The organism is Methylobacterium organophilum, assembly GCF_022533465.1.
Classification (GTDB): domain Bacteria; phylum Pseudomonadota; class Alphaproteobacteria; order Rhizobiales; family Beijerinckiaceae; genus Methylobacterium; species Methylobacterium organophilum.
The window spans coordinates 2,570,777-2,587,550 of the sequence record NZ_CP092848.1 but is presented as its reverse complement, the minus strand read 5'-3'; the positions used below and the strand labels follow the sequence as shown (position 1 = coordinate 2,587,550).

Genomic DNA, 16,774 nt, shown 5'->3' with positions numbered 1-16,774 from the left:
CCCCACAAACGATAACCTATGACAAACCGTTCCTGTGTTTGCGCCTGCCTCACGCGCGGGCGCGCGGTTCCGGTGCCGAACCGCACATGACGGGCAGGCGGGAGGGGAGGAAAAGGGACGGAAGCGCGCCTCAGAACGTGCAGGTGTCGAAGGCCGGATCGACGGAGCGCTCCCAGGGTCCCTCGTAGGAGGCGAGCAGATCCTCCGCATGGCTGCGGCCGGCGGCGACGATCTCTTCCAAGGGCTGAAGGTAGATTGTCTCGTCGCGACCGGAGGCGTCGCGGCGCGACCGCGCCTGCAGGCCCCGCCGGGCGATGGCGATGGCCTCTGCCGCGACCGTACCGAGGCAGCGCCCGTCGATACAGACTTTGAAGCCGAGGCGAGGCACTCCGGAGCGCATCGCCTCTCGCTCCGAAGCGCTCCAGCCCTTCACTAGATCCCAGGCCGCGTCGAGGGCCGCCTTGTCGTAGAGCAGGCCGGTCCAGAAGGCGGCCTGAGCCGCGATCATCCCCGCGTCGCCGACATCGGCCCCGCGCATCTCCAGGAAGCGCTTGAGCCGCACCTCCGGGAACACCGTGGAGGCGTGATTCGCCCAGTCCGAGACCGTGGCGCGCTCGCCGGGCAATTGCGCCAGCCGGCCGGCCATCAGGTCGCGGAAAGAAGCGCCGGCCACGTCGTGATAGGTCTCGCCGCGCTTCACGAAATACATCGGCACGTCGAGCAGCCAGTCGACATAGGCCTCGTAGCCGAAGCCCTCGTCGAAGGCGAAGGCGAGCATGCCGGTGCGGTCGGCATCGGTGTCGCGCCAGATCTCCGAGCGGCGGGAGAGGAAGCCGTTGGGGCGCCCGTCGGTGAAGGGCGAGTTGGCGAAGAGCGCGGTGGCGATCGGCTGCAGGGCGAGGCTGACGCGCATCTTGCGGGCCATGTCGGCCTCGCTGCAAAAATCGACGTTCACCTGCACGGTGGCGGTGCGCAGCATCATGTCGAGGCCGAGGCTGCCGACTTTCGGCATGTAGGCATGCATGATGCGATAACGGCTCTTCGGCATCAGCGGGGTCTCTTCCCGCGTCCATTTCGGGCTCATGCCGAGATCGAGGAAACCGATACCGAGGGGATCGGCGGCGCGCTTCACCGCGGCGAGATGCTCGGAAAGTTCGGCCACGGTGGCGTGCACGTCGGGGAGCGGCGCGCCGGAGAGCTCGAACTGACCGCCGGGCTCGATGGAGATCGCGCCGCCTTCGGCGCCTGCGAGCCCGATGATGTTGCCCGCATCGAGGATCGGCTCCCAGCCGGTCTCGCGGCCGAGCCCTTCGAGCAGGGCGCGGATGCCGGTGTCGCCGCCATAGGGCACCGGCTGTCGGGTCGCGCGATAGAACGGGACCTTCTCGTGCTCGGTGCCGATGGCGAACGAATCCGCGGGTTTTTCCCCGGCGGAGAACCACTCGATCAGCTCGTCCCGCGTGGTGAGCGGGGTGGTGTCGGACGTATCGCGCGCCATGCGCTGCCTCGCCGGGAAACGTCGATCGTTGAAGACGGACGCGCCGGAGCCCGCCTCCGGGCGGTGACCGGCGGCGGCCGCTCGGAATGTCGTGTCCATAGAGGAGGCTTCAAGTGCGGACAACGCGGCCGCGCTTCGCATAGGTGAACGACACCGGAAGCATGGCTCCAAGGACACGCCTCGCAGGCTCCCGGCAGGGGGTGACATCGGGCGCCCACGCGACAACCCTCGATCGCATGAGGCAGTTTCGGCGCACCCTGACCGGCTTCCAGGCCTTCGCGCTCTCCCTGGCGATCATCGCGCCGACACTCGCCATGGCCTTCAACGTCTCCCTGTCGGTGCAGGCAGCGGGACAGGCGGCGCCGCTCGCCTTCCTCGTCGGCGGGGCGGCGATGGGGCTGATCGGCCTCTCCTTCGTCGCTTTCAGCCGCCGGATCGCGAGCGCCGGATCGGCCCAGGCCTATGTCGGCGCCGTATTCGGCCGGCGCTGGGGGTTCGTGGCGGGGTGGGGACTGCTGCTCGCCTATCTTGCCTTCCTCGCCTCTGCGACCTCGCTGATCGGCGGCTTCCTCGCGGTGGGGCTCGCGCATCTGGGCCTCAGCCATCCCTGGCTCTGGCTCGCCATCGCGCTCTCCGGGGGCACCCTGGTGATCGTGCTGGGCGGCCGGGAGATCCGGCAGGCCACGGCGGTGATGCTCGCCATCGAAGTGGCGGCGGTGCTGGCGATCGTGGTTCTGGCCGGGGTGATCCTGGCGAGCGTGCCGCTGACGGCCGAGCCGTTCCGGCCCGATCCGGCGCGCGGTCTCTCCGGGCTCGGCTTCGGCATGGTCTTCGCCGTGCTCTCGCTCGCCGGCTTCGAAGGCGCGGCGACGGTCGCCGAAGAGACCCGCGACCCGCATCGGGCGATTCCCCGCGCAATCCTCGGCTCGCTGATCGCAGCGACGCTGCTCTACGCGCTCGTCTCCTACGCGCAGGTGCTCGGCTACGGGCGCATGGGCATCGAAGCCCTCGGCACGGCGCCCGCACCGCTCGACACGCTGTCCGAGCGTTACCTCTCCCGGAGCTACGGCATCTTCCTCGACCTCGCCGCGGGCGTCAGCTCGCTGGCCTGCGCGCTGGGCACGGCGACCGCGGCAGCCCGCATCCTCTACGCGCTGGGCGGGGCCGGCCTCGGGGCCCGTTTCGCCGAGATCGATCCCGCCCACGGGGCGCCGCGAACCGCGATCCGATTCGTCGGCGGCCTCAACCTGCTCCTGCTGATCGTCTTCGGGAGCTTCGCCGGATCGCGGGCCTTCAGCGAGGCCTGTGCCACCACCGCCACCCTGGTGCTCATTCTTGTCTACGTGGCCGTGGGCCTCGCCCAGGGCGTGCTGGCGGCGCGGGAGCGGCGCTGGGGCTGGAGCGTGACGGGTTTTGCGGGGAGTCTGCTCCTGGCTTGGCCGCTCCTCAACAGCCTCTACCCACCGCCCGCCTGGCCCGGCCCGCTCTGGCCGCTCCTGGTGCTTGCCTGGATGGGCGCCGGCCTCGCCCTCGTCCGCCGCGCGACACCGCGCGAAGCCTAGAAACCGGCCTGAACGGGCGGGCAGGCCCGGACATCGCGCGGGCGATCCCATGCCGGGGCAATCGCGGACGGATGGGAACACCCGGCGCGCGCTCCCGTTCTGCCGGTCGAGGTTCGTCCCTTCGGGCGGCCACCGAAGGCGAGCGTGAGCGATGTGCGGCATCTGCGGAGAGATCAGCTTCGACGGCGCGGCCGATCCCTCGGCGATCCGCGCGATGATGCGGGAGCTGCACCCGCGCGGGCCGGATGCCGGAGGGATCCACGGCCAGGGCGGGGTGCTTTTCGGCCATTGCCGCCTGAAGATCATCGACCTGTCGGAGGCGGGTCAGCAGCCGATGGTCGATCCCGAACTCGGGCTCGCCATCGTCTTCAACGGCTGCATCTACAACTACCCGGCCCTGCGCGAGGCGCTGACGGCGATCGGCTACCGCTTCTTCTCGACCAGCGACACGGAGGTGGTGCTCAAGGCCTATCATGCCTGGGGCAAGGATTGCGTGACGCGCTTCCTCGGCATGTTCGCCTTCGCCGTGCACGAGCGCGATTCCGGCCGCGTCGTGCTTGCCCGCGACCGGCTCGGCATCAAGCCGCTCTATTACAGCGAGGCGCGCAAGCGCTTCCGCTTCGCTTCCTCGCTGCCCGCACTCCTGGCGGCCGGCGACGTCGACACCGCGATCGACCCGCGCGCGCTCCACCACTACATGAGCTGGCACGCGGGCGTGCCGGCGCCGCTCACCATCCTGAAGGGCGTGCGCAAGCTGCATCCGGCCACCATCCTGACGATCGAGCCCAACGGCGAACGCCGGGAAGAGACCTACTGGACGCTCACCATCGGCCCCCGCGACGCGGACCGCGGGATGAGCGAGGCCGATTGGCGCGACGCGGTGCTCGACTCCCTCGGTACGGCGGTGGAGCGCCGCCAGATCGCCGACGTGCCGACCGGCGTGCTGCTCTCGGGCGGCCTCGATTCCTCGATCATCGTGGCCCTGCTGGCGAAGAAGGGGCAGACCGGCCTGAAGACGTTTTCGGTCGGCTTCGACGCCGTGAACGGCGTCGAGGGCGACGAGTTCAAGTATTCCGACATCATCGCCCGGGAATTCGAGACCGACCATACCAAGCTCGTTGTCGATGGCGCCCGCACCCTCGACGCCCTGCCGCTCGCGATCCACGCCATGGCCGAGCCGCAGATGAGCCACGACGCCGTCGCCTTCCTGCTGCTCTCGCAGGAAGTATCGAAGCACGTGAAGGTGATCCAAAGCGGCCAGGGCGCCGACGAGGTCTTCGGCGGCTATCACTGGTATCCGAAACTGATGGGCTCGACCGATCCGGTCGGCGACTACGCGAAAGCCTATTTCGACCGCGACCACGCGGAGATGAAGCAGGCGCTCGCCCCGGACTTCGTGAACGGCGATGATAGCCGCGACTACATCGCGGCGTTCTTCGCCGCCTCGAACAGCCGGAGCGCCATCGACAAGACCCTGGAGCTCGATCAGCGCATCATGCTCGTCGACGATCCGGTCAAGCGGGTCGACAACATGACCATGGCCTGCGGGCTCGAGGCGCGGGTGCCCTTCCTCGACCACGAGCTGGTGGAACTCGCCGCCCGAATCCCGGCGGAGCTGAAGGTGAAGGGCGAGGGCAAGCACATCCTGAAGGAGGCGGCCCGGGCGGTGGTGCCCGCAGAGGTGATCGACCGGAAGAAGGGCTATTTTCCCGTTCCCGCCCTCAAGCACATCCGCGGCCCGTTCCTGGACTACGTGCGCGACGTGCTCGACGAGCCGGCGGCCCGGCAGCGGGGGCTGTTCAACCGCGCCTATGTCGACCACCTGCTGGCCGACCCGGACGGGACCCTGACACCGAAGGGCAATTCCAAGCTCTGGCAGGTCGCGCTGCTGGAGGCCTGGCTGCAGAGCCACGGCATCTGATCCTGCACCGACCGCGTTGCCCCGGCAGGCAGGCCGCCCGGGGAAATCGCCCGCGCTCAAGCTGACGCGGTTTCTCCACGATCGTCGCCGAAGGGCGGCGGCCTGAGGCCGGACGACGAGGGAATCGACCCGCATGTGCCGCTGGATCGCCTATCGGGGCCGCACCATCCCGCTGGAGCATTACGTCACCGAGCCGGCCCATTCCCTCGTCTCGCAGAGCATCAAGGCGCTCGAATCGACGGCGGCGACCAACGGCGACGGCTTCGGGCTGGGCTGGTACGGCGACCATTCGGAGCCGGGCCGCTATCGCGAGGTGCAGCCGGCCTGGTCGGACGACAACCTGCGCTCCCTGTGCCGCCACCTGCATTCGCACTTGTTCTTCGCCCATGTGCGGGCGGCCACCGGCACGCCGATCACCCGGCCGAACTGCCATCCCTTCGCCTGCGGGCCCTGGCTGTTCATGCATAACGGCTACATCGCCGACTGGGCCCGTCTGCGACGGCCGATCGAAGCGCTGATCCCGGACGAGCTCTATCCGGCCCGTGCCGGCTCCACGGATTCGGAGGCGATGTTCCTCGCCCTGCTCGGCAGCGGGCTGATGGGGCCGGAGCCCCACCACGACCCCGTCGAGGCCACCGTGCGGATGCTCTCCGCCCTGACGGAACTGGTGGGCGGCAGCGATGGCGGCCTGCCCTTCCGCTTCACCGCGGCGCTCGCCGACGGCCGCGACCTGTACGCCTTCCGCTACGCCGCCAACGAACCCGCCAACAGCCTGTATTACCGCCAGTCCGAGGACGGCGTGGTGGTGGCCTCCGAGCCCCTCGACCAGGACCACGCCACCTGGGTCCCCGTGCCGGGCAACAGCGTGCTGATCGCCCGCAAGGACGAGCGGGTCGAGATCGTCGGCCTGCAGGATTATGGCCTCGCCCCCCGAGCCGGCCTGCCCCGCCTGCAGCTTCAGGCGAGCGCCTGAGCGCGTCGGCCTGCCGGAAGCGCTTATGCAATCCCATTCGGAAGGCCGATCACGGCTTGCAAGCGGCGCCGCCCGCCTGTAGACGCACCGGATCCGCCGCCCGGTTCGCAGCGAGGCTCAGCCCCAAAAGGCCGCCAGCCCCCGACCGGCCTTCGGATCAGGAGGGGTGGCCGAGTGGTTGAAGGCGCACGCCTGGAAAGTGTGTATACCGGCAACGGTATCGCGGGTTCGAATCCCGCTCCCTCCGCCAGATCTTCTTCCCATCGCAACGTCATTCCCCCTCGATGACATGAGCCCCCGAGCCCGTCACGGCCTTCGGGATACGGGCCGATCCGCATCGCCTCCGGCTCGTCAGAAGAGCGAAATGAGGACGATACCGGCCACCATCAGCGCGGCGCCGCCGAGCCGCGACGGGCCGGCCCGCACCTGCTTCATGCCGACCCAGCCGAAATGGTCGAGCGCCACCGAGGTCAGGAGGTTCGCGGTGATCAGGAGGCCATTGAAGGCGCCGGCGCCAACCTTGTCGACGAAGAGCAGGCCGGCGAACACCGCCACCGCGCCGGTGAGACCGGCGAGCGGCATCCACCAGCGCACACCCTCGATGTCGCTTCGCTGCGGCAGCGGCTTCGGGCGCAGCAGGAAGACCAGCACGAAGACGAACACCACGGGCAGGAACGAGACGAGCGCCGCGAGCCACGGGTTCACCAGGGCACCGCGCAGCTGCGCGTTCCAGACGACGCCGATGGCCTGGAGCGCGCCCGCGACGACGATGAAGGGGTAGAGCAGCCTCGGGTTCAGGCCATGGCCGGCCTCCTTCGCAGCTCCCTTGTCGGGGGTGACCCGGGCGATGAAGGTCACGCCCACAGCCATGAGCAGGCCCCCGAGCCAGGGCATGAGCTTGAAGCCGCCGCCCTGCAGACCGAAGAGGCCGAGGGAATCCATCGCCAGCGAAGTCAGGATGTTGGCGGTCAGCGTCAGACCGTTGAAGGGGCCGGCGCCGACCTTGTCGACGAAGGCGAGGCCGCCGAACACCGCCACCGCGCCCGCCACGCCGCCGAGCGGCGCGTACCACGGCATGGCCGCGAGGCTGTTGAGGCTCGGCAGCGGCGTCGGCATCAGCAGGAACAGCGTCGCGAAGACGAAGACGATGGGCAGGAAGGAGACGGAGGCCGCCAGGAACGGGTTGACCAGGCGCCCACGCAGCTGTGCGTTCATGGAATTGCCGAGCGCCTGGAGGGCGCCCGCCACGATGATGAAGGGATAGAGCAGGGCGGCGGTCACGCGGGCACTCTCCGGGGCGGAATCAGACGAGGATCAAAGCGGCGAGTGCCAGGGCGAGGGCCGGCGGCATCACGAGGAATCCGAGCTTCAGGAAGGCGAAGGCCGACACGTCCTCGCCCTCGCGGCGGATCGCGGTGAGCCAGAGGATGGTCGCCAGGGAGCCGGTGACCGAGAGGTTCGGCCCGAGATCGACGCCGATCAGGATCGCCCCGGCGACCTTTTCCTGCACATGGGCCGCCTGAACCGCCGCACCCGCCAGGAGGCCCGCGGGCAGGTTGTTCACGAGGTTGGAGCCGAAGGCGACGATGGCCCCGCCGGCCCAGGCGGTCGCGTCGGGATCGCCCTGCGCGGCCCGCTGCAACAGGTCGGCAAGCATTTTGAGGACGCCGGTCTTCTCCAGCGCCTCGACAAGCACGAACAGGCCCGCCACCAGCGGCAGCACGCTCCAGGACACGTCCTTCACGACCTCCACCAGGCCGCCGCGGTTGATCAGGAGGACGACGAGGCTGGTGGCGAGGCCGGCGATGAAGGTCGGCAGGCCGAGCTCGAGACCCGCCGCGGAGGCGCCGATCAGCGCCGCGCCGGTGGCGACGATGCCGAAGGCGGCGACCTTGCCGCCGAGCACGAGGCCGGGTGTCTCGACGTCGGTGGCGACCGTCTCGCCCTTGAGCCGCGCGCTCTGGGTGAGGCGCAGGGCGACATAGGTCGCCACGATGGCCAGCACGGAGGGAAGGGTGAAGGTCGCGAGCCAGCGCCCGAGAGGGGGCATGTGTTCCGCGAACACGACGAGGTTGGCGGGGTTGGAGATCGGCAGCACGAAGCTGGCGGCGTTCGCGATGAAGGCGCAGACGAACAGGTAGGGCAGCGGCTCCTTGACCCCGGCCGCCTTGGTGGCGGCGAAGACGGCGGGCGTCAGCACCACGGCGCAAGCGTCGTTCGACAGGAACACCGTCACCACCGTGCCGACGGCGTAGACGAGCAGGAACAGCCGGGTCGCCGAGCCCTTAGCGGCCCGCACAGCATGGGCGGCGAGCCAGTCGAACAGCCCCTCCTTCCGGGCGATCTCCGAGAGCAGCATCATGCCGACGAGGAACAGGTAGACGTCGGTACCCTTGGCGACGCCCTGCAGGGCCACCTGCCAGGGCATCAGGCCGAGGACGACGAGCAGGAGGGCGCCCAAGGCCGCCCAGATCGCCTCGGGCCAGGAAAAGGGGCGCAAGATCACGCCGAGGGTCGCCAGTGCGGCGATGATCCAGGTCGTCAGGTGGAGGGGAAGCCCCCAGGCGGCAGCCACGATCGTCGTCTCTCGTCATCGGGAAGGGTGAGTGGCCGGCGCATGGCCGGCGCGGGTGTCTCGGAGCGTGCCGCTTACCATTGGCGTCCGGCCCGGTTGGGGCCGAGCTGGTCGCCGCGCACGCCCTTCTGAAGCCAGGCCCGGATCCGGAAAGCATCGCTGCCCGGCCGGTCGGGGATGGGCGGCTCACCCAGGGGACAGGCGGCCATGTCGGGCGGCTCGATCACGTCGGTGTCGACGAAATCCGGCCCGTGTCCAGACCAGCGCGCGTCCGCCGCCTCGACCTGGAGGCTTCTCGCGCCCGGAGGCCAGGGGATCCGGGCCTCGAAGCTGCGGGCCGAGACGCGCTTCATCGGAACCCAGGCCCCCCTGTCGACACGGCAGCGGCAGACGAGCGGCTCCCGGTCGGAGAGCACGAGAGCACGCACACGGATGCGTCCCCGTGCATCACGGGTCATTCCACTGCTCAGCGGCGTGGCCGGCCGGGTCGCGAGCCGGCAGTCGGCGGGGCTGGTGATCAGGACGAAGGGCGGCGTCCGGTCCAGCGCCCGGAAGCGCCAGCTCGTCACGGGGCCGTCGATGGCCAGGACCGCGTAGCCGACCGAGCCGTCCTCATTCTGGCCGACGGAGCGCGCCGCCGCGTAGAGGGTGCGCCCGTCATGCGCCAACTCGTTGTAATGGGTGTGGCCCATCTCCACGAGGCGCACCCGGCCCTCCCAGATCAGCCCGGCAACGTCCAGTCGATCCCCCAGCACGCGCAGGTCGTCAGGATAGGTGTGCATGAACACGGCGCAGGGCTGCCCACGATCGGCCGCGGCCGTGATCTCGTCCGAGAGCCAGTCGGTTTGCGGGCAGCCGAGGCGGAAGTCGAGGCCGATGCCTTTGCGGCCGAAGCCGGCGCTGACCATGTCCAGGAACAGGCAGCGCACGCCCGAGAATGTCTCGGCATAGTAGTATTGCGAAACGTCCTGCTCGACCTCAGGCTGGGGGAGGACGTTGATGACCGGATCGTGCCGGCCGCCCTGTCGGCTTCCCGCGACGGCCAGGAACAGCTCGTGAAACGCGCTCATCGAACCGTGCTGGCGGTCGTGATCGCCCGGAATCAACCGGATGGGCAGAGCCGGATGACTCCTCAGGGCCGCCTGTAGAACCGCGTATTGGCCAGCCCGCCCGTCTTCCGCGATGTCGCCGGGAAAATAGACGAAGTCGAAGGCGTCGCGGGGCGCGATCCCCGCGATCTGGTCGAGGATGGCAGCGAGGTCACGGGCATTGGCCTGATTGCGGCCCGTCAGGTGAAGGTCGCCGACATGCAGGGCGACGAAGGGATCGCGTCCTTTCGCTTTCGCCTTCGGGCTCGCGGTGGCCATCTCAGGCACCCGAGCTCACGACGGTGCACACGAACAGGCTGCCGGAGGCCGGACAGGGGCTCCGCTTTTCCATCTCGCAGGCTCCGTCGTTGATTGCCCCGGCCCTGCCGGGACGCAGCGCTACGATGCGCAGCCGCGGCTCAAGTTGCGGCCGCCGGCCTCGTTCCCGAACGATCCATCACAAATCTGTGATCGCAAACGAAATAAAGAATATAGCCTCGAAACCAGCAACACCGGAGAGATCGCAAAAGAATTGGCGGATCCATCTACTTGAAATCGCTGATACCGGGCGTGCTTGCGCCGCAGGGCCTCCAGTCGGCCTCCCCTCAATCGGATGGCGAGAGCATCGCGCCGTCATCGCAGAGCTGAAACCGAAACCGTCGGCGGAACGGGCCTCACACCTCCGGCGGGGCGCCGGCATTGCCCTCGTGCCGATCCCGATGTGCGGCGGCGCGGGCGAGCAGCAGCAGGGTGACCGGCGTCGTGACCGTGAGGAACACGCCGATCAGGGCATCGCGCAGAACGATGCGCCCCTCGATCAGCGACAGGAGCAGCATCGAGGCGCACAGGATCAGGGCCATGCCCAACGTCGCCCCGAGCGTCGGGGCATGGACGCGCTCGTAGAATGTCTTCAGGCGGATGAGGCCGAAGGCCCCCGTCAGCGAGAAGCCGGCGCCAGTGAGCGCAAGCAGGACCACGAGCCAGGCGGCCCAGGCAGGCAGTTCGGCACCGCTCACTGGATCACCTCGCCCTGCATCAGGAACTTGGCCAGCGCCACGGTGGCGGTGAAGCCGATCATGCCGATGATCAAAGCCGCCTCGAAATAGAGGCTGCTGCCGGTGCGCATGCCGTGGACCACGATCGCGAGCATGCCGTTGAGGTAGAAGGTATCGAGGCCGAGGATGCGGTCCTGGGCGCGGGGGCCGCGCAGCATCCGCCAAGCGGCGAGAGCCATCGCCAGGACCAGCATCCCCTGAGCGAGGCCGAGGCCCCAGTCGAGCACGGTCGCGGCGCTCATGCCAGAACTCCTGCGAAGATCGCCATCAGGGGACGCTCGTAGCGGTCCTTCACCCGGCGGACCCATTGGTCTTTGTCGGTATCGTCGAGCACGTGCATGAGCAGGCACCCGGTGTCGGAATCGTACTGGACCCAGAGCGTGCCGGGCGTGGCGGTCAGGATGATCGCCAGCGCCGTGAGGCCGAAGGGCTCGCGCATGTCGAGGGGGATGGTGATGAAGCCGGTGCGCCGCTCGCCGCGGCGCAGGCCGAGGATGATCCGGGCGACGTCGATATTGGAGCGGACCATGTCGTAGAGGACGGTCACCAGCAGCCTCACCGCCGTGCCCGGCGCGCGCAGCCGCGCGGTTCGGGGGCGCAGCGCCCGCATCACCGCGGGGACGGCGAGGCCGACGAGGAGCGCGAGCAGCACGCCGCCGCGTGTGGGCGGGGCGTTCAGCAGCAGCCATGTCAGGGCGAGCCCGGCCGACAGGAACGGATAGGGCAGGATGCGGCTCATGATCCGCCTCCCTCCGGGCCGCCGAGGACGGCACGGACATAGTCCCCCGGCTGGGTAAGCCAGCGCACGGTCTCGTCGGCATAGGCCAGGGCCGGGCCGCCCCACAGGGCGAGCGCCACGCAAGCGCCGAGCAGCCCGGCCAGGGCGATGAATTCAGGCGCGCGCAGTAACGGCGGCGGGTCGTCGCTCGGCACCCAGAGGCTGAAGATGCCCAGCCGCACCAGGGGCATCAGCGTGCCCAAGCTGGACAAGGTGAGGGCTGCGATCAGCCCCCAGGCCGAAGCGGTCATGGTTCCGGTGGCAAGGCCTGAAAACATCGCCAGCTTGCCGACGAAGCCCGCGAGCGGCGGAACCCCGGCAAGCATCAGCGTGCAGAGCAGGAAGCTCACGCCGAGGATCGCCACCGCGGCGGGAATGGCGCGGCCGATCTCGGTGGCGCCGGCATCGTCGAAGGGGTCGCGGTACTCGTCGGCGAAGACGGGCTGGACGGCCTCCGCCGGGTCGCGGCCCCGCTGAAGGACCTCGGCGAGCAGAAACAAGGCCCCGGCGGCAAGCGTCGAGCCGACGAGGTAGTACAGGGCCCCCGAAAGCGCCCCACCGCTGCCGGTGCCCAGGGCCGCGAGCACCGTTCCCGAGGAGATCATCACCCCATAGCCAGCCGCTCGGGTGAGGTCCCGCGCGGCAAGGATGCCGATGGTGCCGTAGGCGATGGTGGCGAGCCCGGCGGCGAGGATCCAGCTTAGCCCGAAGCCCTCGGACAGGCCCGTCCCGAACAGGAGCCGGCTCAGACGCAGCACGACGTAGACGCCGACCTTGCTCAGGATCGCCAGCACCGCCGCCGCCGGTGCGCTCGCCGCCGCGTAGGTGGTCGGCAGCCAGAAGCCGAGGGGCCAGGCGCTGCCCTTGATCAGGAAGGCGATACCCAGAATCGCGCAGCCGACTTCGAACAATGCAAGGTCGCCCGCGGACGGTGCCGTGAGCCGCCGGGCGAGGTCAGCCATGTTGAGGGTGCCGAGGGTCCCGTAGATCAGGCTGACGCCGATCAGGAAGAACAGCGAGGCGACGAGGTTGACCGCGATGTAGCCGAGCCCCGCCCGGATCCGCGTCTCGCCCGAGCCGTGCAGGACGAGCCCGTAGGAAGCCGCCAGCATCACCTCGAAGAACACGAACAGGTTGAACAGGTCGCCGGTGAGGAAAGCGCCGTTCACTCCCATCAGCAGCAACAGGAACAGGCCGTGGAAGCGCGGCCCCGCCCGGCCCCAGCGGGCGAAGGAGAAGACGAGGGCAAAGAGCCCGAGGGTCGCGGCAAGCGCCAGCATCATTGCCGAGAGCCGGTCCGCCACCAGCACGATGCCGTAGGGCGCGGCCCAGTTGCCGAGGCGGTAGACCTCCGGCGCGTGGCCCGCCCGGCCGACGAGGACGAGGGCGACGCCGAGCAGGACCAGGACCGTAGCGAGGCTCAGGCCCGCTTTCAGGCGATGCCGGCGCTCGTCCAGGAGGAACATCGCCCCGGCGACCGCGATCGGCAGCACGATCGGCAGGACAACGAGGTGCTCCGACCAATGGCTCACGACGGCCGCGTTCATCGCGGAGGCGTTCATGGATGCGGATTCCCGGGATGCGGCTCCGCTTGGTGCGGCTCGCGGCCATCCACATGGTCGCTCCCGGTGACGCCGCGGGCGGCGAGCAGAACGACGAGGAACAGTGCGGTCAGCGCGAAGCCGATCACCAGCGCGGTAAGGACCAGGGTCTGCGGCACCGGATCGTCGACGGAAACGATGTCGGCGCCGGCGCCGAGTACCGGCGGGGCGCCGACCGTCAGCCGGCCCATGGCGAAGATGAAGAGGTTGACGGCGTAGCTCAGCAGCGAGAGCCCGAGCACGACCTGGAAGGTGCGTGGGCGCAGCATCAGCCAGACGCCGGCAGCGGCGAAGACGCCGATGCCGAGGGACAGCACGAGTTCCATCAGGCGTGCTCCTTGCTGGCAGCCCGCTCCATCTCGGCCTCCGTGGCGCGGGTGCGGCGCAGGGACTGGTGGGCGAGCGCCACCAGCATCAGCGCGCTCGCCCCCACCACCAGCACCATGATGCCGAGATCGAACAGCAGGGCGCTCGCCACCGGGACCTTGCCGATCAGCGGCAACTCCCAATAGGCGAAGTAGGCGGTGAGGAAGGGGCGCCCGAACAGCCAGGAGGCCGCACCCGCCGATACCGCGACCAGCAGGCCGACACCGATCCAGGCGATCGGCTGGATGCGCAGGCGCTCCTCCACCCACTGCGCACCGCAGGCCATGTATTGCAGGATGAAGGCGACGGTGAGCGCGATGCCCGCCGCGAAGCCGCCGCCGGGCAAGTCGTGCCCGCGCAGGAACAGGTGCAGCGCGAGCAGGACGATGAAGGGGAACAGCCACGTCATCACCATCCGCGGCACCAGGAGGGCATCAGCGGTGGTGTGGCCCGGCTCGCGGCCCTCCCGAGCACGGTCGTAGGCGTCATGGCGCAGTTGCTGGGCCGGCCGCTCCAGGCTGTCGGGGGCCGGGCGGAACCGGCGCAGCAGCGCGAAGACGGTTAGGCCGACGATACCGAGCACACAGATCTCGCCCATCGTGTCGAAGGCCCGGAAATCCACCAAAAGCACGTTGACGACGTTGCGCCCGCCCGCCTGCGGATAGGCCTCCTCCACGAACCAGCGGCTGATGCCGTCCACCGCCGGCCGGGTCATGACCGCGTAAGCGAGGCCAGCGAGGCCGAAGCCGGCAAAGATCGCGATGCCGAGGTCGACGAGGCGACGGCGGCGCGCCCGCGCCTTCTCGGAGGCCGGGGCGGGAATGGCCTCGTCGCGCTTGGGCAGCCAACGCAGACCGAGCAGCAGCAGCACCGTTGTGACGATCTCGACGAGGATCTGCGTCACCGCGAGATCGGGCGCCGAGAGCCACAGGAAGGTGAGGCTGCTCACGAGACCCGCCCCGCCGACGAAGATGGCCGCGGACAGCCGGTGGTATTTCGCCCGTTCCGCAGCGCCGACCGCGCAGGCCGCGCCGACCAACCACATGAGGGCGAAGGCGGGATCGAAATCGGTGACCCGGCCGGGGGCGAACAGGTCCAGCCCGCGTGCGACGCCCGCCGCGATCGCCGCCAGCAGGGCGGCGAGGAACAGGATGCGCAGTTGCGGCTGCAGGCGCTCCGCGCCGAGCTGAGCCTCCAGAGCACGGGCCGCCTTGACGAGGCCGGTCATGCCCCGCTCGAACAGCCACCCGCCGTCAAGCCGGTCCATCAGCCAGGGCCCGCCGCGGGGATTGGTGTTGATGCGCCGCCCGAACACCCCATAGAGGGCGACCCCGCCGACCAAAGCCACGATGCTCATGACGAGCGGCGCGTTGAAGCCGTGCCAGATCGCAAGATCGTAGTCCGGCATCCGGGCGCCGAGCACCGCGTGCGCCGCGCCGGCGAGCACCGGCCCGATCGTGAGGTTCGGAACGAGGCCGATGGCGATGCAGGCCAGGACGAGCAGCTCGATCGGGATGCGCATCCAGCGCACCGGCTCGTGGGGCGCGTGCGGCAGATCGTGCGGGGCCAGCCCGAAGAAGGTCTGGCGGATGAAGCGCAGGGAGTAGAGAACGGTGAAGGCGGAGGCCAGCGTCGCCAGGAACGGTAAGGCAAGGTTGAGCTGGTGCCCACCCGCATTGTCCGCCGCCTCCGCCAGGAACATCTCCTTGGACAGGAACCCGTTGAGGAGCGGCACGCCCGCCATGGCCGCAGCGGCAACCATGGCCAGGGTGCCGGTGTAGGGCATCGCCCGCCACAGACCACTGAGGCGGCGCATGTCCCGCGTCCCGGTCTCGTGGTCGATGATCCCGGCCGCCATGAACAGCGACGCCTTGAAGGTCGCGTGGTTCACCGTGTGGAAGATCGCCGCCACGACGGCCAGCGGCGTGTCGAGGCCGAGCAGCAGGGTGATCAGCCCGAGATGGCTGATGGTCGAGTAGGCGAGCAGGCCCTTCAGGTCGTGCTGGAAGATCGCGCTCCAGGCGCCCACCAGCATCGTCGCCATGCCGGCGCTGCCGACGATCCAGTACCATTCGTCGGTGCCCGAGAGCACCGGGAAAAGCCGGATCATCAGGAAGATGCCGGCCTTCACCATGGTGGCCGAATGCAGATAGGCGCTGATCGGCGTCGGCGCCGCCATGGCCCGCGGCAGCCAGATGTGGAACGGGAACTGCGCCGACTTGGTCAGCGCCCCGGCGAGGATCAGGATCAGAGCCGGCGTATAGAGTGGGCTCGCGCGGATCGAATCGCCCGCAGCCAGCACGGCGTCGAGGTCGTAGCTGCCGGCGATGCGACCGAGGAGCACCGCGCCGACGAGCAGGCAGAGGCCACCGGCCGCGGTGATGGTGAGCGACATCCGCGCGCCGTCCCGGGCGGAGGCGTTGTCGGACCAGTAGCCGATCAGCAGGAACGAGACGATGCTGGTCAGCTCCCAGAACACCACGAGCTGGATCAGGTTGCCGGAGAGCACGATGCCGAGCATCGCGCCGACGAAGGCGAGGAAGTAGCAGAACAGCCGCGGCACCGGGTCCGCCGCGGCCATGTAGTAGCGGGCATAGAGCACCACGAGCGCGCCGATCCCGAGCACCAGCATCGCGAAGAGCCAGGACAGCCCGTCGAGGCGCAGGACGAAGCGCACGCCCAATGTCGGCAACCATTCGACCACCCAGGTGACGGGACCGCCGTGGGCAATCGCGGGATAGAGCAGCCCGATGCAGGCGAGGCTCACCAGCGTCACGCCTCCCGCGACGCTCGCGGCAACGTTGCGCGCCTGTCGCGGCAGGCAGATCGCGACGAGGCTGCCGAGGAAGGGCAGGATCGCAGCAGTGGCGAGGAGCAGCTGAGGCGGCATCAAATCCGGCGAGAACGGCGGCGGGCGGGCATGGACAGGGGGACATGGACAACGCCTTCCTCGGGCGGGACCGATGTCCAATGGGTGCGGAAGCGCTTCGGACGGAGCGACGCCCGGGTCGGACCACGGATGCCGCGCCTAAGGTATAGGGACGAGCAGGCGTGACGGCGAGGGAAGCGGGCCCGGTTTCATGGGGGCAGCGGCCCATTTGGCGCCGTAGACCTCAGAAGCGGGGCGACACCGGCCGGGACGTCCGATCCGGTCCCTTCTGGCGCGAAGCACCCGTTTGCGCGCCCTGCTTAGGGGCAACGCGTGTCGCGGACTGATTCCCGCCGCGGTCATACGCCGGTTGTCCGGCTCGGCCCGAAGGCCGTGCGCAGGACCGGCCATTTGTCCTTCGGGATGTGACATGGCGCGCAGAGCCATGTCGGGTGCCGGCATTCAACCGGCAGAAGATGGGACTGGCA

General features: G+C 69.4%; 13 protein-coding genes and 1 tRNA gene. 4 read left to right on the top strand and 10 right to left on the bottom strand.

Features of this window, described 5'->3' with window-relative positions:
* Positions 1-130: 130 nt before the first annotated feature.
* A complete protein-coding gene (locus MMB17_RS11975) occupies positions 131-1,498 on the bottom strand; it encodes a glutamate--cysteine ligase (RefSeq protein WP_241102067.1) in 1,368 nt (455 codons plus the stop codon).
* A gap of 236 nt (positions 1,499-1,734) precedes the next feature.
* On the opposite strand from MMB17_RS11975, the gene MMB17_RS11970 reads away from it, so the two are divergent.
* From MMB17_RS11970 to MMB17_RS11955, 4 genes are all read left to right on the top strand, one after another.
* On the top strand, positions 1,735-3,060 hold the full coding sequence (locus MMB17_RS11970) for an APC family permease (RefSeq protein WP_241102066.1): 1,326 nt from the start codon (positions 1,735-1,737) through the stop codon (positions 3,058-3,060).
* Between the two features lie 151 nt (positions 3,061-3,211).
* Positions 3,212-4,981 carry an N-acetylglutaminylglutamine amidotransferase gene (locus MMB17_RS11965; RefSeq protein WP_241102065.1) on the top strand — a complete coding sequence of 590 codons (1,770 nt, stop codon included), beginning with the start codon at positions 3,212-3,214 and terminating at the stop codon, positions 4,979-4,981.
* Positions 4,982-5,114: 133 nt separating this feature from the next.
* Positions 5,115-5,954 carry a class II glutamine amidotransferase gene (locus tag MMB17_RS11960; RefSeq protein WP_241102064.1) on the top strand — a complete coding sequence of 280 codons (840 nt, stop codon included), beginning with the start codon at positions 5,115-5,117 and terminating at the stop codon, positions 5,952-5,954.
* Between the two features lie 160 nt (positions 5,955-6,114).
* Positions 6,115-6,204 (top strand) — tRNA-Ser (locus MMB17_RS11955).
* Between the two features lie 101 nt (positions 6,205-6,305).
* On the opposite strand, the gene MMB17_RS11950 is transcribed toward MMB17_RS11955, so the two are convergent.
* The 9 genes from MMB17_RS11950 to MMB17_RS11910 all read right to left on the bottom strand — a co-directional run bounded on the left by MMB17_RS11950 (position 6,306) and on the right by MMB17_RS11910 (position 16,307).
* A complete protein-coding gene (locus MMB17_RS11950; RefSeq protein ID WP_238311602.1) occupies positions 6,306-7,235 on the bottom strand; it encodes a DMT family transporter in 930 nt (309 codons plus the stop codon).
* 22 nt (positions 7,236-7,257) lie between these two features.
* On the bottom strand, positions 7,258-8,529 hold the full coding sequence (locus MMB17_RS11945; RefSeq protein WP_241102063.1) for an arsenic transporter: 1,272 nt from the start codon (positions 8,527-8,529) through the stop codon (positions 7,258-7,260).
* 74 nt (positions 8,530-8,603) lie between these two features.
* Positions 8,604-9,896 carry a metallophosphoesterase family protein gene (locus tag MMB17_RS11940; protein WP_241102062.1) on the bottom strand — a complete coding sequence of 431 codons (1,293 nt, stop codon included), beginning with the start codon at positions 9,894-9,896 and terminating at the stop codon, positions 8,604-8,606.
* A 395-nt stretch (positions 9,897-10,291) separates the two neighbouring features.
* The gene (mnhG, locus tag MMB17_RS11935) at positions 10,292-10,633 is read right to left on the bottom strand and encodes a monovalent cation/H(+) antiporter subunit G (RefSeq protein ID WP_238311605.1); all 342 of its coding nucleotides are present in this window, start codon (positions 10,631-10,633) and stop codon (positions 10,292-10,294) included.
* On the bottom strand, positions 10,630-10,914 hold the full coding sequence (locus tag MMB17_RS11930; protein WP_241102061.1) for a K+/H+ antiporter subunit F: 285 nt from the start codon (positions 10,912-10,914) through the stop codon (positions 10,630-10,632). Before MMB17_RS11930 ends, mnhG begins: the two co-directional genes overlap by 4 nt.
* Entirely contained in the window at positions 10,911-11,411 is a 501-nt protein-coding gene (locus MMB17_RS11925) for a Na+/H+ antiporter subunit E (protein ID WP_241102060.1), read from the bottom strand. Before MMB17_RS11925 ends, MMB17_RS11930 begins: the two co-directional genes overlap by 4 nt.
* The gene (locus MMB17_RS11920) at positions 11,408-13,012 is read right to left on the bottom strand and encodes a monovalent cation/H+ antiporter subunit D (RefSeq protein WP_241102059.1); all 1,605 of its coding nucleotides are present in this window, start codon (positions 13,010-13,012) and stop codon (positions 11,408-11,410) included. The genes MMB17_RS11925 and MMB17_RS11920 overlap by 4 nt, the downstream gene beginning before the upstream one ends.
* Positions 13,009-13,377 carry a Na+/H+ antiporter subunit C gene (locus tag MMB17_RS11915; protein ID WP_241102058.1) on the bottom strand — a complete coding sequence of 123 codons (369 nt, stop codon included), beginning with the start codon at positions 13,375-13,377 and terminating at the stop codon, positions 13,009-13,011. The genes MMB17_RS11920 and MMB17_RS11915 overlap by 4 nt, the downstream gene beginning before the upstream one ends.
* Positions 13,377-16,307, bottom strand: coding sequence for a monovalent cation/H+ antiporter subunit A (locus MMB17_RS11910; RefSeq protein WP_241102057.1), 2,931 nt, complete (start codon positions 16,305-16,307; stop codon positions 13,377-13,379). Before MMB17_RS11910 ends, MMB17_RS11915 begins: the two co-directional genes overlap by 1 nt.
* Positions 16,308-16,774 lie beyond the last annotated feature (467 nt).